Here is a 23,188-nt window from a genome sequence, read left to right on the forward strand (position 1 = left end):
GAACGGTCCGTACCCCATCGGGGGCACGGGCCGTTCGGGCTTCCCGGGCAGGCTTCCCGGGCCCCGGGACCCGGTGTGCCGCGGCTTCGGTGCGCGCGAAGAACGGGCGGCCAGGTTCGGGTCAGTCCATCGAGTTGTCGAGTTCTCGTGCCGGGCAGTCGGGTTCGGGGCTTGGCAGCTCGGGACGGTCCGGAGCGCCTGCGGCGTCCGACGGCCCGGTTGCGCCGTAGTGCCGGTCGGCAGCCTGCCCGGGTGCCAACACGTCGGCTCCACGCTGCGTGGCGGACGGGTCGACGTCATGCGCGGGGGCGTGCGTCTCGTTCAGGTCGCTCAGGCCGTTCGCGGCTATGCGGGCCACGTCCGTCGGTTTCTCCGAGGCCGGTGCGGCCGGTGCTGGACCTGTGTACGGTGCGTCGCGTCCGCGCGGACGGGCCGGCAAGACATCTGGGGTTGCCGACTCTTGCAGGGTGATGAAGGGACCGACATGGCCGACCGGCTCGGTCGGCAGGGACTGCGCGAGCTCCAGGAGCACATCCCTGACTTCCGCGGCGGAATCGGGCCGCCTACCCGGGGTGTTCACGGTGAGCGCGGTCACGATTCCCGCGAGATCCCGCGGTACGCCCCTGGCCGCGTCGGCTATCGGCTGCAGTTCCCCGGTGGACTGAGCGAGGATCCGGTCCTCGCGGTCGAAGCCGGGGAACGCCGGTTCGCCCGAGATCATCTCGTACATGATGACGCCGAGGCCATACAGGTCGTTTTGGCGCGTGTTCACGCGTTCGCCGGTTGCCGGAAGGCCGTAGTCCCGCGCCACGACCGCCCGCGCCATCTCCGGTGACATGTAGCCGGGAGACCCGGCGATCGGCGAGCCGCGGCCGCCGAACTCCAGCGTGGCATTGCCGTAGTCGGCCATCTTCAGCACGCCGTCGTGCCCGAACAGCACATTTGCGGGCTTAACGTCGCGGTGCAGGATCCCGCTTTCGTGGGTCGCGGCCAGCGCGTCGGCGAGCGCCGCCCCCAACTTGGCCACCTGGTCCAAGGGAAACGACCCGCCAAGGGCCAATCTGTGCGCGAGAGTTCCTGTGCCTACCAACTCCATGGCTATGAAAGCGTCATGGTCGGTGCTCCGCTTGGGAGAGCTGTCGTGGATGCGCACCACGTGGGGGCTCCGGACCGCCGACGCGATGTGGTACTCCCAGTTGAGCTTGTCGTAGTGCGCCGGCGCCAGCGGCTTGTCGTACCTCAGAGTCTTCACCGCGACGTCCTGGCCGAGTCCCTTGTCACGGACCCGCCACACGTATCCCTCACCCCCCTGACCGATGCGCGTCACCTGCGCCGGGTCGAATCTCTCGGGAGGCAGCTGCGGCTTGCGAACGGCCACGGCGTACCTCCCTGGGCAGAGTTCGACCGAGGAGTTCATGAGAGCGGCTGCGTAGCCGCCCCGAAAGGCCGTGAGGCGCGAAGAACTGCGCGGGATCGGGCGATTCGAGGCGGCTTCCGGATTCAGTCGTTCGGCGCGTGCCGGCGGCGGAGGCGGGCGTTGCGGCCGGCATGCCGCACACGGTCAGCACGGCCGTCGTGGCGACAAGTGCGCGCTTCCGCGGCATGCGGCGGCGGCGCGGTGATGAAGTACGCATTTCCTCCCGTCCGGTGCGGCTCACGGTGTCTGAAGTACGGTGTCCGAAGTCCGGGGTTGCCAGCCTGGATCACCAGCTGTGCACGGTCTTGATCGGGAAGTCCCGGACGGTCCTCCGGGCGACGGCCCGGAAGCGCACGTTCACCTGCGTGGCAGCCGCCGCAGCGGGCCGCACCGCGGCAGGACGGTGCCGACACCCGCGGCCCCGCCGAGGAGGAGTGTCCGTCGATGCCCGACCGGGCCTGGCCTGGCGCCTGCCCGGCCTCCGTGAGACCCGGGGACGCCGGTCCCACCGACCACCCGTTGCAACCACGGCATGCGCCACTGGCGTTTTACCACCGTGCCCTCCTCCCCGGCCCCGCTCACCCCCGGACCGGCTCGGCGGCCCCCGACGCGCCGCGCGGGGCGGGTATCCCGTAAATGATTTGCGTTGATCCTGCAAAAAATTGACGCGATCGGTACTACTCTTGCGGGCATGGTGCGTCGACTTGCTGAGGTTGCCAAGAAGGTCGGAGTGAGCGAGGCGACGGTCAGTCGCGTGCTCAACGGGAAACCCGGGGTCTCGGAGGGGACCCGGGCCGCGGTGCTGACCGCGCTGGACGTCATGGGGTACGAGAGGCCGACCCAACTGCGCGGCGAACGCGCCCGCCTGGTCGGCCTGGTCCTGCCCGAACTGCAGAACCCGATCTTCCCGGCGTTCGCCGAGATCGTCGTGGGGGCGCTCGCGCAGCGCGGTTTCACGCCGGTGCTGTGCACCCAGACCGCGGGCGGGGTGAGCGAGGCCGACTACGTCGAGATGCTCCTCGACCAGGCGGTCTCCGGCGTGATCTTCTTCGGCGGGCTGTACGCGCAGGCCGACTCGCCGCACGGCCACTACGACCGGCTGGCCGAGCGCGGACTGCCGACCGTGCTGCTCAACGCGGCCGTCGACAACCTCGACTTCCCCCGCGTGAGCTGCGACGACGCGGCCGCGGCCGAGCAGGCCATCGCCCACCTCCAGGCCCTCGGGCACGACCGGATCGGCATGATCCTCGGACCGCCCGACCACGTACCGTCGAACCGCAAACTGGCCGCCGCCCAGGCCGCGATCGGCCTCGCCGACGACCGCGTCGAGCACACGCTCTTCTCCTCCGAGGGCGGCCAGGCCGCCGCCACGCGGCTCATCAACCGGGGCATGACCGCACTCGTCTGCGCGAGCGACCCGCTGGCCCTCGGCGCGGTACGCGCCGCCCGCCGGCTCGGCCGGAGCGTACCGGGCGACGTGTCGGTCGTGGGGTACGACGACTCGGCACTGATGGCCGCGACCGACCCGCCGCTGAGCACCGTGCGCCAGCCGATCGAACTCATGGGCCGGGCCGCCGTGGAGATGTTGATGGCGGAGATCGCCGGCAGCCCGGTGACGCACGACGAGCTGCTCTTCGAGCCCGAGTTGGTGCTGCGACGGTCGTCCGGCCCGGCACCCGCGCTAACTCCCCCGGTCGATCCCGCCGCGGACACCCGAGCGGACGCCGCGGCCGGTACCGCAGCCGGGGCTGCGATCTCGCCGTCGACCGCGGCCGTACGTACGCCTGCCGCTCGCGAGCCCGCGTAATCGATGTTCTTCCTTCTGTTGTCAATTTTTTGCGGAATCTAATCGAGATATTGAGTCCTGCTGCCAAGCGTGGTTGAGTGTGGCCCGCGCCACGCACGGGCCGGAGGGACACCTTCCGGTTCGCCCGCGTATCCGACCTCGTTCGACTTCCCGGGCAGAAGGGCTATTCCCATGCGCAGCTCCACCCGGTACCGCAGATCCTCCGCGATACTCCTCGCCGCCGGCCTGCTCTTCACCGGCGCCGCGTGCTCCGACGACGACTCCGGGGACAAGGCGTCCGACGCCGGAGGAACCGCCGGACCCGGCGACACCGGTGCCAAGAAGGTCACCCTCACGGTCAACTGCAAGCCGCCGCGCACCGCAGAGGTCGACCGCAAGCAATGGGAGCAGGACGTCGAGGCGTTCGAGAAGCTCAACCCGAACATCAAGATCGAGTCCAAGGACGCGTTCCCCTGCTCGGACCCGACCACCTTCGAGGCGAAGTTGGCCGGCAACCAGATGGAGGACCTGTTCTACGTCAATTACACGAACGTCCAGACGGTCCTGGCGCGCGGCGGCGCGGCGGACATCACGCAGTACATGGACAAGGTCGTGAAGGACAAGGAACTCCGGCCCGACCTCGTCAAGTTCTTCCAGGACGCCGACGGCAAGACGTACGGCGTGCCGCGTACGAACTACTCGATGGGCCTGATCTACAACCGCGCGCTGTTCACCAAGGCCGGCCTCGACCCCGACAAGCCGCCCACGACGTGGGACGAAGTCCGGGCCGCGGCAAAGAAGATCGCCGACAGCGGCGGCGGCAACGTCGGGTACGCCGACTACAGCGCGAGCAACCAGGGCGGCTGGCACTTCGTCGCCGAGCTGTACTCGCGCGGCGGCGCGGCCATTTCCGCAGACGGCAAGACCGCGACCGTCGACACCCCTGAGGGCAGGGCCGTTTTGCAGACGCTGCACGACATGCGCTGGACCGACAACAGCATGGGCAGCAAGCAGCTCCTGACCATCAACGACGTGCAGCAGATGATGGGCAGCGGACGCCTGGGCATGTACATCGCGGCGCCCGACAACGTCACCCAGATCGTCAACGAGTTCGGCGGCAAGCTCGAGGACGTCGGCCTGGCCCCGATGCCCGATGGCAAGGGCACCCTGGCCGGCGGCGACGGCTACATGTTCAACAAGAAGTGCACGCCGGAGCAGATCGAAGCGGGCCTGAAGTGGCTCGAGTTCCTGGCCCTCACCCCCGGCAAGGGCCTCAACGACTGGGCGCGCGGCAAGCAGGACAAGGAGCCCGTCGGCCTGCCCGAGCCCGCCATCTGGACCGGCGCGGCCGCCAAGAGCAACGACGACCTCAAGGCCCAGAACGCGACGCTCCCGGTGGGCAACTACAAGTCCTTCGTCGAGGCGTCCGGCAAGGTCCCGGAGATCGCCGAGCCCCCGCAGGCCCAGCAGATCTACTCGGTGCTCGACGGCGTGGTGTCCAGCGTGCTCACCAAGAAGGACGCCGACATCGCCAAGCTGCTCACCGATGCCAACGGGAAGATCACCCAACTCCTCGGCAAGCAGTAGCCGTTCCTCCGCGTCGGCCGCCGTCAGCCCACGGTGCCGCCGACCACGGGTGGACCGGGGAGCCCGCCGCGCCCCCGGTCCACCCGCCCGTCCGCCGCCTTGCCAGGTCTGTCCGCCGCTTTGCCGAGACCGTCCTTTACCTCGCCGAGCAAGTCCGTCGCCTCGCCGAGCATTCGGCCGCTTCGCCGAGTCATTCGGCCGCCTCGTCGAGTCCGTCCGTCGCCGCATCGAGGGAGTGCACGCCATGACCAGCACCGTCGGTGCGCCCCGGAAGCCGAAGAGCCCCACCGGGGCTCCCGCCCCGCCCGGCGCTCGGCCGCCCGGGAACCTGCGCCGCAAGGTCACCGACAACCTGACGGCGTACGCGTTCCTCGCCGGCGGCCTCATCTGCTTCGCGCTCTTCTCGTGGTACCCCGCGATCCGCGCGATCCAGCTGGCCTTCCAGCGCACCGGGGGCCAGGACGGCGCCGAAAAGACCGAGTGGGTGGGCTTCGACAACTTCACCACGGTCTTCCGCGACCCTGAGTTCGGCGCCGCGTGGCGCAACACCGTCCAGTTCACGCTGCTGGCCCTGCTCATCGGGTTCGTGGTGCCGTTCCTGCTCGCGCTGCTGATCAACGAGATGCGGCACGCCAGGGCGTTCTTCCGGCTCGCGGTCTACCTGCCGGTGATGATCCCGCCGGTCGTCACGGCGCTCATGTGGCAGTGGTTCTTCGACCCCGGCCCGGGGTTGTTCAACGAACTCCTCAGAGCCGTCCACCTGCCGACCTCGAACTGGACCAACGGCGAGGACACCGCCATGATCTCGCTCGTGCTCGTCGCCACCTGGGCGAACATGGGCGGCACGGTGCTCATCTACCTCGCCGCGCTGCAGGGCATACCGGGCGAGCTGTACGAGGCCGCCGAACTCGACGGCGCCAACCTGTGGCAGCGCATCCGGCACGTCACCATCCCGCAGACCCGCTTCGTGATCCTGATGCTGATGCTGCTTCAGATCATCGCCACCATGCAGGTGTTCGTCGAGCCGTTCATCATCACCGGCGGCGGGCCCGGGGATTCCACGATCACCGTGCTCTACCTCGTCTACAAGTACGCGTTCGTCTACAACAACTACGGAAGCGCCTGCGCGCTGAGCGTGCTCCTGCTGGCCTTCCTCGCCGCCTTCTCCGCGCTCTACCTGCGGCTGACCCGGAACCAAGGCTGAGGGGAGAGACGGCGATGGCCACCAAAGAGACCGCACACGTGCGCACACTCGTCTCGCCGATGCGGCTGCGCAGCCGACGCGGACGCACGATCTACTGGACCGTCTTCACCCTGACGGTCGCGGGATTCACGTTCGCGTTCCTGTTCCCCATCTACTGGATGGTGACCGGGGCCTTCAAGTCCCCCGACGAATTGCTCCAGAGCCCGCCCACCTACGTACCGAACGAATGGCACCCGGACAACTACTCCGAGGCCTGGCGCCGGATGGACCTCGCCGGCGTCATCAAGAACACCGTGCTCCAGGCCGGCGGGGCCTGGCTGTTCCAGATCGTGCTGTGCACCGCGGCGGCGTACGCGCTGTCCAAACTCAAGCCGGTGTTCGGCCAGATCATCCTGGGCGCCATCCTGGCCACCCTGATGGTCCCGGCGTCCGCGCTGCTGGTTCCGAAGTACCTCACCGCGGTGGACGTCCCCGTCATCGGCACCAACCTGCTCAACACCCCGTGGGCGATCTGGCTGCCGTCCGTCGCCAACGCCTTCAACCTGTACCTGCTCAAGCGGTTCTTCGACCAACTCCCCAACGACGTCCTGGAAGCCGCCGCCATCGACGGCGCCGGCCCGCTGCGGCGGCTCTGGTACATCGTCCTGCCCATGTCACGGCCGGTCCTGGGGGTCGTGTCGATCTTCGCGGTCGTCGCGGTCTGGCAGGACTTCCTGTGGCCGCTGCTGGTCTACCCGGACACCGACAAGCAGCCGGTCAGCGTCGCGCTCGTGCAGCTGTCGGCGAGCCTCCCGCTGACGTATCTCATCGCGGCGATGGTGATCGCGAGCATCCCGATGGTCGCCGTCTTCCTGGTGTTCCAGCGGCACATCATCGCCGGAATCAGTGCCGGCAGCGTCAAGGAGTAGGCCTCAAGGAGTCGGCTCCGAGGAGGAGTTGGCCCGGTAGTTGGCCCAGGTAGTTGGTCCCCAAGGAGCAGGCCCCGCGGACCCTCCCGAATTCCGGTACCGCCCGAAAGGACATGCCACGTGGCAGAGCACGGCCCGCAGAACGCACCGGAGACCCCGTGGTGGCGCAGCGCGGTGATCTACCAGGTCTATCCGCGCAGCTTCGCCGACGCGGACGGCGACGGTACGGGGGACCTGGCCGGCGTCCGGGAGAAGCTGCCGTACCTGGCGGAACTCGGCGTCGACGCACTCTGGTTCAACCCGTGGTACCCGTCCCCGATGGCGGACGGGGGCTACGACGTGGCCGACTACCGCGGCGTGGCACCGGAGTTCGGCACCCTGGGCGGCGCGGAGAAGCTGATTGCCGACGCCCTGGAACTGGGCATCCGGACCATCGTCGACATCGTGCCCAACCACATCTCCAGCGAACACCCCTGGTTCCGTGCGGCGGTCGCCGACCCCGCCGCGGCCGAACGGGAGTTGTTCTGGTTCCGACCCGGCCGCGGGGCGGACGGCGAACTCCCGCCCAACAACTGGATATCCGAGTTCCACGGCTCTGCCTGGACCCGTACCACCAACCCGGACGGCGCCCCCGGCGACTGGTACCTCAACCTCTTCGACTCCCGGCAACCCGACCTGAACTGGGCGCATCCGGCGGTACGCGAGGAGCACGAGGACGTCCTGCGGTTCTGGTTCGACCGCGGCGCGTCCGGCGTACGCATCGACTCGGCGGCGCTCCTCGAGAAGGACCCCGCCCTGCCGGACCTCGCCCCCGACGCGGTACCGAACGGCGGCACGCACCCCTACATCGACCGCGACGGCCTGCACGACATCTACCGCGCGTGGCGGCACATCGCCGACTCCTACCCGGACCGGAGGGTGCTGATCGGCGAGATCTGGCTGCCCGACACCGAGCGCTTCGCGCGCTACCTGCGGCCCGACGAACTGCACACCGCTTTCAACTTCGACTTCCTCACCTGCCCGTGGGAACCCGCCCGTCTGAAGGCCTCGATCGACGGGACGCTCGCCGCGCACGCCCCGGTGGCCGCCCCCGCGACGTGGGTGCTCGCCAACCACGACGTCACGCGTACGGTGACCCGCTACGGCCGGGCGGACACCTCCTTCGGGTTCGCCGCCAAGGCCCGCGGCGTTCCGACCGACCTCGACCTCGGCACCCGCCGGGCCCGCGCCGCCGCGCTGCTCACCCTCGCCCTCCCCGGCGCCGTATACATCTACCAGGGCGAGGAGTTGGGCCTGCCGGAGGTGGAGGACATCCCCGTGGAGAAGTTGCAGGACCCGATGGCGCTGCGCTCCGGCGGGGTCTCGCCGGGACGGGACGGCTGCCGGGTGCCGCTGCCGTGGTCGGGCGACGCGCCGCCGTACGGCTTCAGCCCGGCCGGCGCCGAGTCGGAGCCTTGGCTGCCGCAACCGGACGACTGGGCGTCGCGTACCGCGGAGGCACAGGACGGCGATCCGGACTCGATGCTGGAGCTCTACCGCACCGCGATCCGGCTGCGCCGGGCCGAACCGGCTCTCGGTGACGGCGAGTTGGCCTGGCTGGCGGACGCTGCCCCGGACACCTTGGCCTTCCGGCGCGGCCACGGCTTCGCCTGCGTCGTCAACTTCGGCCCGGACGCCGCCGAACTGCCTTCGCACTCCGCCGTACTCGTGGCCAGCGCTCCACTGGCCGGCGACGGCAGACTGCCCACGGACACCGCAGTGTGGCTGCGCCTCTGACCGCCAGACGGGATCACGTCACGACCTCGTAGCGGCAGGACATCCCGATGCGCGGTGGGAAGAGGCCGTACGCGCAACCGCGCATCGTCCACACCTCCCCCGTCAACGCCTCCACCTGCCCAGGCGCGCGCCAGACCATGACGCCGTCGCCGTCACCGCCGCCCGCACTCACCGCAACGGCCGTCCCGGACAGCATGGCCCCTCCAACGACGACCGCCGCCCCCGCGACCGCGACCACGCCGCCGCGCTTGATCATCATCATCCGTCCTCCAAAAGGGAGTTGGCACCACCATCCACCCAACGGCCGGGTGCGGCCCAGGTAACGCCCGTCGCGAGGCGGCCGGAAGCACAGAGGAGCGCACGCCGGTGCGCTGCGCGCGGGGCGGGTGGGGGATGCGGGGTCCCATGTGAGCGTGTGGACACGGAGTGCAGACCTCTCGATCGGGTCGGTCACGTCTCCTTGCTCTGCTCCTGCTCCAGCCCGGGCCCAGGCGAGAGTTCGGGCGCCGGGGCCGGAGCCGGCTGCGACTCGTCAACCGATTGCTCGGGGGCGGACGTCGAACGTGTCTCGGCCGTGGAAAGCCCCAGCGCGGCGGGATTGTCGAGCGCGCTCGGGGTCGGCCCCGGCAACTGCGGCGCCGACTCGGATCGTCCCGTCTCCGGCGTGGGCTCAGGGCCTGACGTTTCGGGACCTGACGCGTCCGAGCCCGGCGCGGGATCGTCGACACCACGCGCGCCGGACGCCGCCTCCGGCTGCGTAACGCCTCCCGGATCGGCATCCCGCTCGGCAACCGGCTCCGGGTCGGCCCTGGTCCCGCGTTCCCCCTCCGGCCGGGCGGGGGTCGCCTGCGGTGGGCCGCTCGGTGCGTGGCCGATCGCGGCAAGTGCCTCGATCTGCATGTCCGGTGTGACGTCCGGTGCCGCCAGTTCCGGGTGGTCCTGCGCCGCCAGGAGGACGCGTTCGGTCATGGTCTGGGCCCAGCCCTGCTGGAACCCGTCCCATGCGGCCTGCTGGAACCGCTGCTCGTGAACCTGGGCGGCGGTCAGTCCACTCCCCGGCCTGGCCTCCGAAAACGTGGCTTCCCTGAGCGCATCGGCCCCCTGGGCCGCCACGGCCGCACCCACGGGAGCGGTGAACGGAGCCTCCGCCGCCCAGTCGACGCCGACCTGCTCATCTGCCCCGACATCGTTCTCCGCGGCCGTACGCCGCGCCTCGGCAAGCCGCTCGCCGCCCCGGTCGACGTTCAGGACCGGCGTGCGGCCCGCCGCTCCGGCCTCCTGCCCCCACGGCACTTCGGCCGCCGCCGCAGCTGCCGCCCCCGTCTGCCGGCCGGCCGGATACCCGCGCATGCTCGCGTCGAAGTAGGCGGCCTGTTCCCCCAGTCGCGCCAGATGCGGAGGAAGCGGCGGAGCGGGCGGCAGGTCAGGTCGGGCCGGCGCATCCGGCACATCCACCCGTAGCGGCCCCACCGGGACCGAGACCGACCCCTCAGCAAGCGGAACGGCCGATTCCCCGGCGGCTCCACGGTCTTCCGAGGACGCCTCCGGCGTCGGAGCCGTGCGCTGTTCGGACTCGGTCCCCTCCGGGCCCGGCAGCGGCCCGGCCTCGGGCTCCACACCATCGAAACGGCGTACGTCGGCCTCGTTCAGTCCCTCGCGGACGGCCCGCATCGTGGCTGCCGAAGGCCGGTAGCCCGGGTCGTTCTCGATGCGCGTGATCTCCGCAGCCGGTACGCCGGAAAGTTCCGCAAGCTCCTCGACGGTGAGGTCGGCGACCTCGCGGTCCCGGAACACATCGCCTTGCGGTCCGGCCTCCGCCTGCTCGGTGCGTCCCTCGAAGAACGTGCGGGCCGCGTCGTCGAGTGCGCCGCGTACGGCTTCGACGGTGGCGTCCCTCGGACGCGCGGTGGCGCCCGACTCCCAGTCGTGCAAGGTCGCTTCGCGGACGTCGGCGAGCCGGGCGAGGTCCGCGACGGTCAAGTCCAGCATTCCGCGCACGGCCGCGGGGTCGAGATCATGGGCCGAGACCGCCTCGCTCACGGCGCCTGCCAGAGCGCCGCGGATGGCGGCGTTCGTGGCCGCCTGTGCGCCGACCGGGCGACCGCCCTCCTCCACCGAGGCAAGCGTCTCCGCCGATATACCCGCCCGGGCGGCCAGTTCGCCCCGCGACAGGCCGAGCCGTTCACGCACGTCGGCGACGTCGAAGTCGAGCGCGCGGCCGGCCGGCGGTTCGGCCTTCGCCGCGCGCAACGCCTCGCGGATCGCGGCATTGGTGGTCGCCAAGTGTCCCTGGGGGCCCCGCCCCTCCTCGACCGCGGCGACCGTCCGGCGGTCCACCCCGGCCAAATCGGCCAATTGCTGTTGCGACAGCCCCAAGTCCTCGCGTGCCTGCGCGAGATCGAAGTCGATCTGGGCGTTGTTCTCCAGACCTTCCTCAGCCGCCTGTCGCAATGCGTTGCGCAGCGCGGAGTCGATCTCCGCGGTCGGGCGGGCTCCCGCTTCGACCGCGGACACCGTTCCCTTGGAAACGTCCGCGCGTTCGGCCAATTCCGTCTGGGTCAGACCCAGTCGGTCGCGCTCGGCGGCGAGGTCCAGCGGGGGATCCGCGGCCATCAGTGCGGCCCGTATCGCCGCGACGGTCTCGGGCGATTGGTTGCTACCTGTCTCCACGTCTGACGAGGTCCCGAGTCGCAGCCCCGCTTGCGCGTCGACCTCGTGCTGGGTGAGCTTCAGTTGTCGGCGGAGATCACGCAGCTGTTCGACCTCGGCGCGGAGAAGTGCCCGGCGGACTTCGGTGATCGATTGCGCGTCGAGTCGTGTGCGTCCGGATTCGAAGGCCTCGACCTCCCCGATGGTGACGCCCAGCCTTTCGGCCAACTGACCGCGCGTCAGCCCGAGCTGGGTGCGCTCGGCCGAGAGGTCGAACCGACCTGCCGCGGCATCCTGTTCCGCGGCGATGCGGGACAGCGCCTGGCGCACGTCCGCGACAGCGGCGACGCGAGGCGTGGTCGCCCCGGTCTCCATCTCCGAGAGCTGTCTGTTGTTGAGGCTTGTGTACTGCGCCAAGTCGGTCTGGGAGATACCGAGCTGGGCACGCTCGGCAGCCAGATCCAGCTCGGCGGTGAGTACGAAGTCCGCGCCCGACTCGACCAGCGCCGCACCGATCGCGCTTACCGAGGCGTAGGAGGGGTTGGCGGTGCGGCCGCTCTCGATTCCGTCCACAACACTCTTGCTGGTCCCCGCGCGTTCCGCGAGTGCCCGCGTCGACAGGCCGAGCGCGGTGCGTTCCTCCCGGAGCCGTGCTCCGACGAGTTCGGTGGCGTCGACCTCCCGGGTCGGCGCAGGTAGCACCGTGCCGACGTCGGCGGCGACAACAGCGGCAATGGCCGCGCGCGTCTCGGGATCAAGGTCGCGCTCCCCTTCCTCGATCCTCCGAATACGGCGGTACGGCACACCGCTCGCGTCGGCGAGTTCCTGCTGTGAGAGGCCCTGAACCCAACGCTGTCGCGCCAGCGGATGGAGATCGCTCGGGATCAGGCCCAAACTCTCCACGTCACCGCCCAGCGCCTCGGCGATCGCATGGGCGTGCTCCATCTGCGGATGCGCCCGCTGCCCACCCTCAAGGCGGCTGATGACAGACGGGGAGACTCCCGCCTGGAGGGCGAGTTCGCCTTGGCTCAACCCCGCGTCCCGGCGCGCCACCGCCACGGGGTGTGTCGACTCGGACCGTGGCGGGGGCGCGGAGCCGCCGAACCCGAGGGCTTCGGGCGTCGTGTTCAACGCCGCGGCGAGGTTGGCGGCGATCTCTGCGGAAGCGCCCTTGGCTCCGCTCTCGATCTGGCTGATGCGGCGGCGGGAGACTCCGGAGACGTCGGAGAGTTCCTGCTGGGTCATGTCTCCGCGCGCGATGCGGAGAGGGTGATCGAAGGCCACGTCCTGGGTGACGACCGCTTCGTCCTGGGTGGCGACGCCCTGGTCCTGGGTCTCGATGGCCTGGTCCTGGGTGCGGACGGCGCGGTCGTGGGCGGCTTGGCCTGCGGCTATCCAGGGGTTGGGCTCGTTCTCCCCGGCCATGTCACCCCCGCTTGGCTGTGCCCTGCGTACTCCCCTCGACCGCACTTGACAGCTCCCGATCATCCGGCGAGCGAATGGGGCATTTCAAGCCTCTTGCGGTGTGCCGCGCTCCGGGGATAGCGCGACGCGGGGAACTCGACCTCGGCGTTGGGCGGGAAGGCGCCTCGTCGGAAGCGCACTGCACGACAAAGGGCGACGAACCAGTAGGCGTGCCAACGCTGTTACTGCTGGGCACCCCCGCGTGAATCTGTTCACAAGGCGATTGGCACAATCAGGAACGCGGAGGTTCGGGCACCGGGGAGGCAGCATGGCCGACACCATCGAGAAGGCCGCGGACCATAGCGGGGACGACGGCGGGGACCACGGCAGGGGAGACGGCGGGGGCGACGCCGAGAGGCACGGCGGCGGGGACTCGGAGCCGCAGCTCGACCGGCGGCGGTGGATCGCCCTTGCCGTGGTGCTCACCGCGGGGTTCATGGACCTGCTGGACGTCACAATCGTTAACGTCGCGATCCCGGCGATCCAGGACGAGCTGGGGGCGAGCTACGCGTCCATCCAGTGGATCGTGGCGGCGTACGCGCTCTCCTTCGCGGTCGTCCTGATCACCGGCGGCCGCCTCGGCGACATCTTCGGCCGACGCCGCCTGTTCCTGATCGGCATGACGGGGTTCACCGTCGCCTCGCTGCTGTGCGGCATCGCGACCGGGCCCGGAATGCTCGTCGGGGCAAGGGCGTTCCAGGGCCTCATGGCGGCGATCATGGTGCCGCAGATCCTCGCCATCGTGCACGTCACCTTCCCGCCGTCCGAGCGCGGCAAGGTCTTCGGGATGTACGGCGCCATCGCGGGCATGGCCGCGATCAGCGGCCCCATCGTGGGCGGACTCCTCATCGAGGCCGACGTGTTCGGCTGGGGCTGGCGGCCGATCTTCCTGGTGAACATCCCGGTGGGGATCCTCGGCATCGTCGCGACGCTGGTGTACGTACGCGAGTCCAAGGCACCGCACGCGCTCAAGCTCGACCTCGTCGGCGTGGGCCTGGTCACCACGGCCCTGCTCATGCTCGTCTTCCCGCTCGTGCAGGGCCGCGAACTGGGCTGGCCGTGGTGGACGTTCGCGCTGATGGCCGGATCCCTGCCGCTCTTCGCGGTGTTCGTCGCGTACGAGCGCGTCAAGACCCGCCGCGACGGCTCACCCCTGGTCGAACTGGGTTTGTTCAAGGCCCGTTCGTTCTCCGCGGGCATGCTGGTGCTGCTGCTGTTCCAGGGCTGCATGGCGGCGTTCTTCCTCACATGGAGCCTCTACCAGCAGCTCGGGCTCGGCTGGAAGCCGCTGCACGCGGGTCTTGCGGGCGTTCCGTTCTCGCTCGGCGTCTCGGTCGCGGCGGGGCTGTCGATCCAGTTCCTGGTGCCCCGGCTCGGCCGCCACGTGCTGAGCCTCGGCGCGGTGGTGATGGCCGTCGGCATGCTCGCGTACGCGTGGGCCGTCGACCACTTCGGCACCGGCATATCGGCGTGGCAGATGCTGGTCCCTCTGATGGTCGCGGGCCTGGGCATGGGGCTGCTGCTCCCGCCGCTCGCCGACACCGTGCTGTCGGGCGTCGCGGAGAAGGACGCGGGGTCGGCGTCCGGCGTGCTCAACGCGGTCAACCAGCTCGGCAACGCGATCGGCATCGCGGTGGTCGGTGTGATCTTCTTCGGTCTCCTCACCGCACAGGCCGGGCCCGCAGCGTCGTCCGCCGCACCGCAGTTGCGGCGCGACCTGGCGGCGGCGGGCATCCACGGGCCCGCGCAGGACCAAATGGTCGCGGGCTTCCGCGACTGCGTGCGGGACCGCACCGAGGAGCAGGACCCCGCCGTCGTCCCCGCGTCGTGCGATGACGCCCCGCTGCGCCAACTCCCGCAGCCCGTGCGGGACAACGTGCTGCAGGCGGTGGAGAAGGCGGGGCGCGAGGCGGGGGCGACCGACTTCGCCCGCTCGTTCCAGCGCACGCTGTACGGCGTCGCGGGGGGCATGGTCCTGGTGTCCGTCCTGATCCTGGCCCTGCCCAGGCGCATCGAACACCACGAGGGCGTACACGTGGGGTGACGGGCGGAAGCCCCGATCCGGTCCCCGGGCCTGCCCGGGAACCTTCGGATACCTGTGCCGTCTACGCGCGATGGGCGCCGTCGGGCGCAGATTCCGCAGTCCCGCTTTTCGGGCCTCTGGCCCCACTCGTACCCCTGGACCTTGCTGCAGAATGCCCTGTTTCTACCCATCTTTCCGGCTACGCCGCACTGTCGGATCGACAATTCAACGACAACTAAATCCGCAGAATATTGCTCATTAGACAATTGATTTCGTTCTTCATTGTCCGATGACCAACTGGATACCATCCCGAACAGGCAATCCAGCTTCGGAATCAGCACATTCCCTTCTGGGGGTTATGCATGTCCAGATTCAGCGACCGTGAACTCGGGATGGACCGGAAGATCACCCGCCGGGACTTCCTGGACGGCGTGGCCCTCAGCGCCGCCGTGGTGGCCGCCTCCGCCGCGTTCCCGAGCGTCGCGTCGGCCTCGTCCGGAGGCTCGCACGGCCGCCCCGGAAACGGCGGCCCCGGGAACGGCGGCGGCAACGGCCACGGCGGCAACGGCGGTTCCGGCAAGCCCTACCCGCCGACCCAGACCGGCCTGCGCGGCCAGCAGGCCGGCGCGTACGACGTCGCCCACGCCGTCCGCGACGGAGCCTTCACGCCCTGCCGCATCACCGAACTGCGTGAGGCGTACGACCTGGTCGTGGTCGGCGGCGGCCTCAGCGGCCTGGCCGCGGCGCACTTCTACCGCAAGGCGGCCGGCTCCCGGGCCCGCATCCTGATCCTCGACGCGCTCGACGACTTCGGCGGCCACGCCCGCCGCAACGAGTTCCACGTGGGCCGCACGATGCTGCTGTCGAACGGCGGCACTGTCAACCTGGACACCCCGAGCACCTGGAACCGCGCGGCATACGACCTGGTGACCAAGGACCTCGGCATCGACCTGAAGGGCCTTGAGGCGACGGTCAAGAGCGACGCGTACACGCCCTATGGGCTGCGCAGCGCGACGCTGTTCAACTCCGAGCGCTGGGGCAAGGACCAGCTCGTCATCCGCGAATCCGGGGAGCCCTGGGTGTCGTTCGCGCAAAAGCTCCCGATGAGCGCGGCGAGCAAGGCCGCACTGGTCCGCCTCTACAGCACCACCGAGGACTTCTACCCGGGCCTGACGGACGCCCAGAAGAAGGAGATCCTCGCCCGCACGCCATACGAGACGTACCTGCGCGAGAAGATCGGCATGGACGACGACGCGCTCGCGGTCATGCGGCGCGGCACCAACGGCCTGTGGGGCGTGGACGTCGACCGGGTCTCCTCGGCCGACGCCTGGGCCACCGGGCAGCCCGGCTTCGGCGGTCTCAACCTGGCGCACACGCCGTGGCCGGGTGCCGGGTTCACCCCGCTGATGCATCTCGCGGAGACCGACGAGGACGGCAACTTCTACTTCCCCGAGGGCAATGCCTCGGTGGCGCGCCTGCTGGTGAACAAGCTCGTCCCGCACGCGTTCGAGGAGAACCGGCTCGACTGGCGGAAGATCCCCACCGCGCACGCCCGGTACGACCGCCTCGACCACCCGGACTCCGACGTCCGCATCCGGCTGTCCAGCACGGCGTTCGACGTCCGCAACGACGGACGCCGCGGCGCCGTCGTCAGCTACTCCCAGGGCGGCCGGAGCTACCGGGTCCGCACCAAGGGCGTCGTGATGGCGTGCTGGAACTCGGTGGCGTCCTACGTCATGCCCGAGTTGAAGGCCGACCAGATCGAGGCCATGCGGTACGGCGTCAAGGTCCCGCTCGTCTACACACGCGTCGCGCTGCGCGACTGGCGCGCCTTCGCCGCCGCGCGGGTGCGCAACGTCAGCACGCCGACCCGCTTCTTCAGCAGCTTCGGCCTGCCGACCGTCACCGACATCGGCGACTTCACGATGCCGCACCAGCCCGAACTGCCTACCGTGATCTCGTTGTCCGCGACCCCGAACTCGCCCGGGCTCAAGTGCCGTGACCAACACAAGGCGGGCCGCCGGACGCTGATCCGCATGCCGTTCGAGGACTTCGAGCGGGAGATCCGCGACTCGATGACCCGCGCGCTCGGGTCGTACGGCTTCGACCCCGGCCGAGACATCACCGCCATCACCGTGAACCGGTGGGCGCACGGCTACGCGTACGAGTACAACTCCCTCGACGATCCGGCGCTGTTCGGGCCGGAGGAGCAGCGGCCGTACGCCAAAGCCCGCCGCCCGGTCGGCCGCATCGCGATCGCAAACTCCGACGCCGAGGCCTTCGGCTACACGCACGCCGCGTTCGACGCCGCCTACCGCGCGGTGCGGCACCTGCTCTGACCTGCCGTCCCCCGGAAAAGCGGGGCCGTCCGCGGCACATGCCGCAGACGGCCCCGCCCGCCGTCACTCCTGTGCCGCGGATTCCCCGGGCTCCGCGGCCTTCGCAGCCGCCGCGGCCTCTGCCGCCCGGACCGCGTCCCGGTGCCGCAACGCGGCCGCGCGCAGCGCCGTTTCCGCGTCGACGCCGTGCGTCGCGGCCAACTGGGTTGCGGCGAGGAGCAGTTCGCCGACCGAGTCGTCATCCACATGCTCGGGCACCGTGACGGATCCCGGTACCGGCACGTCGAATCCGGCACGCCTGCTGCGCGCGATCACCTTGCCGGCGAGGGACAGTGCGGGCTGGCCGAGCGGGATGCCGTCCACGACCGACTCGCGCCCGGACTTCTCGGCGGCCTTCAGCTCGTCCCAGTTGCGCTCCACGTGCTCCGCGCTCTCCGCCACGACGTCGGCGAACACGTGCGGATGACGCCGCATCAGCTTGGCCACGATCTCCCCCGCGACGTCGTCGATCGTGAACGGGTCCTCGGGGTCCTCCTCGGCCACCCGGGCGTGGAAGGCGACTTGGAACAGCACGTCGCCCAACTCCTCGCGCAGATGCGCGCGGTCACCGGAGTCGATGGCGTCGACGAGTTCGTACGCCTCCTCGACCAGGTAGCGCACCAGCGACTGGTGCGTCTGCTTCGCGTCCCACGGACATCCGCCCGGCGAGCGCAGCCGGTCCATCACCGCGACCAGGTCGAGGAGCCGCGAGCCCGGCAGGTCCCACGAACCGGGCACCACCTCGATGGCCGGGAGCGCCTGCGTACCGCCGGCCGCGACCGCGCCGAGTGCCGCGCCGAGCTCGGGGTCGCCGTCCGAGCCGGCCAGCCAGACGACGGGACCCGTCCGCGCGTCCGCGAGCAGGCGCCGGGCGAGCACCTGCGGCGCGGCGCCCTGGTCGTCGTCGGAGACCACGGTCACCTCGACTCCGGCGTCGCGCACGTACGGCAGTTGGGGATGCGTCGCCTCCCCGGTCAGCACCTGTCCCCCGCTCGCCGCCGACGTCTCGCGCAGCACCTGCCACGCGGGCCAGCTCAGCAGGCCGGGGGCCACCCGGTGGGTGCCCGTCAGGAGGATCAGCCGGTTCTGCGGCACACCGCTCTGTTGCTCGCTCACGGGATCACCGTAAGGGGTCCCCGGGACGGGCGGGCTCAGTCGCGCGGGGTCTCGCCGGCCAGGACGGCCCGCACGCGCTCCACCTGCATGCGCACCAGTTCCTCGTCGGGCAGGACGACGTCGGGACCGGTGAGGTTGACGTACGTGGCCTCGACCAGGGTCGTCCCGACGCGCACCGCGACGATGCCGTGCACCCACGCCCGACCGTCCGCCGTGCGCGTCGTCTGCGACAAGGCCAGCGCCTGGTCGCCGAGGGCAGGGGACTTCTGCTCGACGTAGCCGCTACTGAAAGCCTGGCCGTCGGACGAGGTCCGCCGCACGTCCGCGCAACGCGGCAGCAGTTGCTCGGTTTGTCCGAGGAGCTTCTCGGCGTCGCCGGCGGCGAACGACGCCAGGTTGACGCCGACGATGGCGTACGCCTTGCCGCCGCCGGGCGTGTCCATGGCGATCACCGACGCCTTGCCCTTGGCGGTCACCGACTCGGCGTTCCCCGGCGACAACATCTCGTCGATCGCGTCGCACTCCGGCTTGTCCGACGTGTCGCCGCCGTCGCCGCGGTCGTCGTCATCGGCGCCGCCGATCACCGTCCACCCCGAGGGCAGCGCGCTCTCGGGCACCAGGGCGGTGCGGAGCTGCTCGTCGGTCAGGTACGCGAACTGACCGCTCCTGGGCGACTCCGCGGCGGAGCCCGCACCGGTCCGGGCGGGCGTCGGGGTCGCCGGGCCGCCCGCGGGCGCCGAAGCGGCACCGGACCTGCCCGAGCCGCCTGACCCGCCTGAGCCGCCGACCGTGTCAGCGGCATCGGCGACGCCTCCGGCAGCACCCGACGAACACGCCGTCGCGGCGAAGAGCGCGAGCGGCAGGAGCGCGACCGCCGTACGACGGGCAGTGCGACGCACGGTGTGGCGACCGGCGCGACGGGCGGTCCCCAAGGCGGCGGGACGGGCGGTGCGGGATCGGGTCAAGGCCGGCTTCCTCGGACTGGCGGGATCGGGGTGATCATCCTGCCAAAGCGACCCCGGCCCCCGACCGCTGGGGCGGGCGCTACGCGCCGGCGGCGCCCGTGCCCGCGGTCCCGGCGATGTTGTCCGGCGTCAGCCACTTGTAGGCCACCGGGACGAGGCCTTCGGCGACGTCCCACTTGCCGTACCGGGGGTTCACGGTGATCTCCATCGACTCGGCGGTCTCGGTGTAGATCTTGTCCGCGCCGGCGTTGCCGTTCTTGGCGATGAGCCGCTCGATGATGATCTGGGACCGGGTGAAGGCGTCCACGCCCGAGGCCGGCACGCCCTTCTCCGCGAGCGACTCCTCGATCGGCACGCCCCTGTTCTGGGCCAACCACTCGTTCTTCTGCTCGGCGATGTCGGTCGGCGTGACCACGATGCCGCTGCGCTCCGCGGCCTCGTCCAGGACCTTGGTCTGGAGCAGCAGGACCAGTTCCTCCTGCGACGCCGTGACGCCCGGAACCGGGGCGGCGCCGACGCTCTCCCGGGCGTCCGCGGCCTTCTCGACGCGGGAGTTCAGTGTGGAGATGTCGATGCGTTCGCCGTCGACCACCGCGGCGGCGCCCGCCTTCGAGTCGGCGCAGCCGGTGAGGGCGAAGCCCGCGAGCAGGGCGGCGAGAGCGAGCGTGGGGACGGAACGCGACGTGCGACTCACACGAACTCCCAGGGTTCGATGGCGCTTGTACGACGGCACTGCGTGTGACCCATGACCAACGACCAAAGATACGGGCGGGCACGCCGCGATACTTGGATCTTTGCCAAGTTCGCGCCGTGCCGTCGCGGATCTTGTCGTCGGTCGAGTTCGGTCTTACACGGGTCGGCAGCGGTCATCAAGGGCCGCGGAGCGATCAGCCGCCGTGATCAGCGGTGTGACCAGTGTGATCGGCCCTCGACGCGGCGTGGTCAGCCGCCTCCGCCGGACGACGTCGCCTTCGCGTCGCGCACCGCCTTTCGCAGCGCGTCCGGCACCGGGCCGAGGCCGGCGGCGAGTTCGTCGACCCGGCCGCGCGCCGCGCGGCGCTCGCCGCCCGACATCACCGTGTTCATCTCGGCGATGTGCACGAGGACCGTCGTCGCGGCCTGGCGGCGGGGTACGCGGGACGCCGGCTGCGTGGCCCGCAGCGCGTCGCGTACGCCGGCCAGGGCCGCGGTCCGCATGCGCGGCTGGCGCAGGGCGACCGAGTGGTAGGGGAAGACCAGCAGCACCCGGGTCTTCTCGACGCGGAGGACGCGTGAGCGGGCGAGTTCGGTGCGTACCGTGCCGACCGCGAAGGCGGCGGACTTCTTCACCCAGTGCCGCCACGACCGGGACCGGTCGGACGCGACGACCCGGGCGAACACGTCGGCCTCCAGCGCCCCGTCCGGCACCGCCCCGCGCGACGCCGCCACCCGCACCCGGCCGCCCTCGTCGGCGAGGAAGCCGGCGTCGAGGAGCCCTTGCAGCGCCGCGGCATTGAGCGCAAGGCCCATGTGCTGGCCGCCGGCCAGCCGCTGCCGCTCAGGCCGGTACGCCAGGAGGAACACCCGGTGTACGAGGGATACATCGTCCTGCGCTTCCATGGTGGGTCACCCTCCTGCCCTGGTTCGCACTCTCGGTCCGGTTGTGGTCGCGGAGGCCGTTGCGGCGGCTGCCGCGGTCGTCCCCAAGGCCACCGCCTTGGTCATCGCCGCTGTCATGGCCATCACGGTCGCCGTGGCCGTGGCCGTCGCCGTGGCCGTGGACGCGGTCCGGTCGGCCGCCTCCGCGCGGTCCGCGGCACCGTCCTCGGGGTCACCGTCAGCCGGGTTCCGGTTCGACACCGCCATCGTCGCCAGCGCCGCCGTCACCGTCGCCAGCACCGCGAGCATCGTCTCGAGCGACACCGTCGTCCCCCTCCCCCTCACGCCGCCTCGGCGGCCTGCCTCGCCGCACCGGGCGCCCGGCGTCGCCGGGCATGCGGCCCGCGTCGCCCAGGGCCCGGCGCAGCAGGAACTCGATCTGGGCATTGGTACTGCGCAGTTCGTCGGCCGCCCAGCGGGCCACCGCGTCGTGCACGGCGGGGTCCAGGCGGAGCAGGATCTTCTTGCGCTCGCTCATCGGCGCCGAGGCTATTGGTACAGCGAACCGGAGTTGATCACCGGTTGCGTGGCCTGCTCGCTGCACAGCACGACTAGCAGGTTGCTGACCATCGCGGCACGGCGCTCGTCGTCGAGTTCGACGAGCTGCTGTTCCTCCAGGCGGTTGAGCGCGAGCTCGACCATGCCGACCGCGCCCTCGACGATCCGGGTACGGGCGGCGACCACCGCGCCCGCCTGCTGGCGGCGCAGCATGGCCTGGGCGATTTCAGGGGCGTACGCGAGTCTCGTGATGCGCGATTCGATCACCCGCACGCCGGCCGCCTCGACGCGTACGCCGATCTCCGCCGACAGCTTGGCGGTGATCTCGTCGGCGTTGTCGCGCAGCGAGAAGCCCTCGGTGTTGTGGTTGTCGTACGGGTAGCTGTTGGCGATGTGCCGCACCGCGGTCTCGGTCTGGATCGCCACGAACTCCTCGAAGTCGTCGACCTCGAACATGGCCTGCGCGGTGTCCTGCACCTGCCACACCACGACGGCGGCGATCTCGATCGGGCTGCCGTCGAAGTCGTTGACCTTGGCGGTCTGCGTCTCCAGGTTTCGGATACGGGTCGAGATCCGGGTGCGGTCGGTCAGCGGGTTGACCCACCGCAGGCCCTCGTGCCGCACGGTCCCCTTGTAGTGGCCGAAGAGCTGGACGACCCGGGCCTGCCCGGGGGCGATCGTGGTCAGCCCGCACAAGCCGACGAGCGAACCGATCGCGATGACGACGCCGAGGGCGATGAGGCCCGCCCGCGAGCCGCCGTGCACCGTCGCGCTGACGAAGAAGAGCACCACGGACAGCGCGAGCGCGAGGAACCCCACGCCGAGGGCGGGAAACCCGCCCGCGCCCTGCACCAGCCGCTCGCGCACTTGCGGCGCGGGCATCTCCACCGTGGTCTCGGGAACCGTTTCGGCCATGGCGTCCTCCACTCGTCGACCTGACACCATCAGGTTAGCAAAGTGATATCACTTTTCGCGTGAGGGACATCCCTCGACTTGCCCGGGCGGCCCGCCGTACGGGTACGCGCCGCGGCCGTCGGCGCAGGACAGCGCCGGTCCCGCACCCCTGGCCGAAAACCGCGGGCGGCCGCCGCGCCGACTGGCTAGCTCCCACCCCCCGACGCCCCCTTAGCCTCGGCGCCGGACCAGGCGCCGGCGAGACGCGCCCCGGACTCGGAGGGACCCACTCACCGGTGCGCGCAAAACATGCAAGCCCGTCGCTGCGACCGCGCCGTACGGCGTTGATCGCGGCCATCAGCGCGTTGGCGATCTTCGGGGGCATCCAGGGGGCGAACGCGCTCCAGGGCGACGGGGGTTCGGCACCCGCCGCGGTGTACGCCGAGCCGACTCCGGCCGCGACGGAAGCCCCCGGCGACCCCGAGGCGCTGCACGAGCCCGAGTACAACCCCTCGGAATCGGACGCGTCCGCGGCGAAGCCCGGCGCGGGCCCGGCGTCGGCCCCGGCCGGCGCCGCCGCCGCGGCCGCGCAGGCCGCGGCCCCCGTAACTACTCCCAGCGCAACGTGAACGGCAACAAGATCCAACTGCACACCTGCAACGGCACCGCGGCGCAGAAGTGGCGCATCGACAGCGCGAACCGCATCGTCAACGCCGGAACCGGCAAGGTTCTCGACGTGGCCGGCAGCAAGACCACGAACGGCACCGCCGTACAACTCTGGGCGCCGCACACCAAGGCCAACCAGAAGTGGACCGTGCGGGCGCAGTAGGCCATCAGAGCCTGCCTGCGCAGCCGGTCGGGCAGAGAAGCCGAGCAGGCCGAGGA

General features: G+C 70.8%; 18 protein-coding genes. 9 read left to right on the plus strand and 9 right to left on the minus strand.

Annotated elements, in window-relative coordinates; all coding sequences use genetic code 11:
* Positions 1-121: 121 nt before the first annotated feature.
* Positions 122-1,378, minus strand: coding sequence for a serine/threonine protein kinase (locus ACWD12_RS01695; RefSeq protein WP_450097880.1), 1,257 nt, complete (start codon positions 1,376-1,378; stop codon positions 122-124).
* 730 nt (positions 1,379-2,108) lie between these two features.
* On the opposite strand from ACWD12_RS01695, the gene ACWD12_RS01700 reads away from it, so the two are divergent.
* The 5 genes from ACWD12_RS01700 to ACWD12_RS01720 all read left to right on the plus strand — a co-directional run bounded on the left by ACWD12_RS01700 (position 2,109) and on the right by ACWD12_RS01720 (position 8,678).
* Positions 2,109-3,224: a LacI family DNA-binding transcriptional regulator gene (locus tag ACWD12_RS01700; protein ID WP_450097881.1), complete on the plus strand. Its 1,116-nt coding sequence runs from the start codon at positions 2,109-2,111 to the stop codon at positions 3,222-3,224.
* A gap of 171 nt (positions 3,225-3,395) precedes the next feature.
* On the plus strand, positions 3,396-4,790 hold the full coding sequence (locus ACWD12_RS01705; protein ID WP_450097882.1) for an ABC transporter substrate-binding protein: 1,395 nt from the start codon (positions 3,396-3,398) through the stop codon (positions 4,788-4,790).
* A 244-nt stretch (positions 4,791-5,034) separates the two neighbouring features.
* Positions 5,035-5,994 (plus strand): carbohydrate ABC transporter permease, encoded by a 960-nt coding sequence (locus ACWD12_RS01710; RefSeq protein WP_358359994.1) that lies wholly within the window; start codon positions 5,035-5,037, stop codon positions 5,992-5,994.
* 14 nt (positions 5,995-6,008) lie between these two features.
* Positions 6,009-6,902, plus strand: a complete 894-nt coding sequence (locus ACWD12_RS01715; protein ID WP_358359992.1) for a carbohydrate ABC transporter permease — start codon at positions 6,009-6,011, stop codon at positions 6,900-6,902.
* A gap of 120 nt (positions 6,903-7,022) precedes the next feature.
* Entirely contained in the window at positions 7,023-8,678 is a 1,656-nt protein-coding gene (locus tag ACWD12_RS01720; RefSeq protein ID WP_450097883.1) for a glycoside hydrolase family 13 protein, read from the plus strand.
* A 13-nt stretch (positions 8,679-8,691) separates the two neighbouring features.
* On the opposite strand, the gene ACWD12_RS01725 is transcribed toward ACWD12_RS01720, so the two are convergent.
* Together ACWD12_RS01725 and ACWD12_RS01730 are read right to left on the minus strand one after the other, a co-directional pair.
* Positions 8,692-8,940, minus strand: coding sequence for a hypothetical protein (locus ACWD12_RS01725; RefSeq protein WP_450097884.1), 249 nt, complete (start codon positions 8,938-8,940; stop codon positions 8,692-8,694).
* Between the two features lie 188 nt (positions 8,941-9,128).
* A complete protein-coding gene (locus ACWD12_RS01730; protein ID WP_450097885.1) occupies positions 9,129-12,752 on the minus strand; it encodes a helix-turn-helix domain-containing protein in 3,624 nt (1,207 codons plus the stop codon).
* 307 nt (positions 12,753-13,059) lie between these two features.
* Here ACWD12_RS01730 and ACWD12_RS01735 point away from each other — a divergent pair, with 307 nt between their 5' ends.
* Together ACWD12_RS01735 and ACWD12_RS01740 are read left to right on the plus strand one after the other, a co-directional pair.
* The gene (locus ACWD12_RS01735) at positions 13,060-14,835 is read left to right on the plus strand and encodes an MFS transporter (protein WP_450097886.1); all 1,776 of its coding nucleotides are present in this window, start codon (positions 13,060-13,062) and stop codon (positions 14,833-14,835) included.
* A gap of 341 nt (positions 14,836-15,176) precedes the next feature.
* Positions 15,177-17,153, plus strand: coding sequence for an NAD(P)-binding protein (locus ACWD12_RS01740; protein ID WP_450097887.1), 1,977 nt, complete (start codon positions 15,177-15,179; stop codon positions 17,151-17,153).
* Between the two features lie 63 nt (positions 17,154-17,216).
* Here ACWD12_RS01740 and ACWD12_RS01745 read toward each other — a convergent pair whose 3' ends face one another.
* From ACWD12_RS01745 to ACWD12_RS01770, 6 genes are all read right to left on the minus strand, one after another.
* Positions 17,217-18,308, minus strand: coding sequence for a MazG family protein (locus ACWD12_RS01745; protein WP_450097888.1), 1,092 nt, complete (start codon positions 18,306-18,308; stop codon positions 17,217-17,219).
* A 35-nt stretch (positions 18,309-18,343) separates the two neighbouring features.
* Entirely contained in the window at positions 18,344-19,207 is an 864-nt protein-coding gene (locus ACWD12_RS01750) for a hypothetical protein (RefSeq protein WP_450097889.1), read from the minus strand.
* Positions 19,208-19,352: 145 nt separating this feature from the next.
* Positions 19,353-19,967, minus strand: coding sequence for a SurA N-terminal domain-containing protein (locus tag ACWD12_RS01755; RefSeq protein WP_358359973.1), 615 nt, complete (start codon positions 19,965-19,967; stop codon positions 19,353-19,355).
* 248 nt (positions 19,968-20,215) lie between these two features.
* The gene (locus tag ACWD12_RS01760) at positions 20,216-20,872 is read right to left on the minus strand and encodes a GOLPH3/VPS74 family protein (RefSeq protein ID WP_450097890.1); all 657 of its coding nucleotides are present in this window, start codon (positions 20,870-20,872) and stop codon (positions 20,216-20,218) included.
* A gap of 217 nt (positions 20,873-21,089) precedes the next feature.
* Positions 21,090-21,389 (minus strand): hypothetical protein, encoded by a 300-nt coding sequence (locus tag ACWD12_RS01765; RefSeq protein ID WP_358359967.1) that lies wholly within the window; start codon positions 21,387-21,389, stop codon positions 21,090-21,092.
* Between the two features lie 11 nt (positions 21,390-21,400).
* Complete coding sequence (locus tag ACWD12_RS01770; RefSeq protein WP_450097891.1) at positions 21,401-22,324, minus strand: SPFH domain-containing protein; 924 nt, start codon at positions 22,322-22,324, stop codon at positions 21,401-21,403.
* A gap of 275 nt (positions 22,325-22,599) precedes the next feature.
* Between ACWD12_RS01770 and ACWD12_RS01775 the strand changes: the two genes are divergently transcribed.
* Together ACWD12_RS01775 and ACWD12_RS01780 are read left to right on the plus strand one after the other, a co-directional pair.
* Positions 22,600-22,932 carry a hypothetical protein gene (locus ACWD12_RS01775; protein WP_450097892.1) on the plus strand — a complete coding sequence of 111 codons (333 nt, stop codon included), beginning with the start codon at positions 22,600-22,602 and terminating at the stop codon, positions 22,930-22,932.
* Positions 22,929-23,132, plus strand: coding sequence for an RICIN domain-containing protein (locus ACWD12_RS01780; RefSeq protein WP_450097893.1), 204 nt, complete (start codon positions 22,929-22,931; stop codon positions 23,130-23,132). The genes ACWD12_RS01775 and ACWD12_RS01780 overlap by 4 nt, the downstream gene beginning before the upstream one ends.
* The last annotated feature ends 56 nt before the right edge of the window (positions 23,133-23,188 follow it).

The sequence above is a fragment of the Streptodolium elevatio genome (assembly GCF_053592165.1).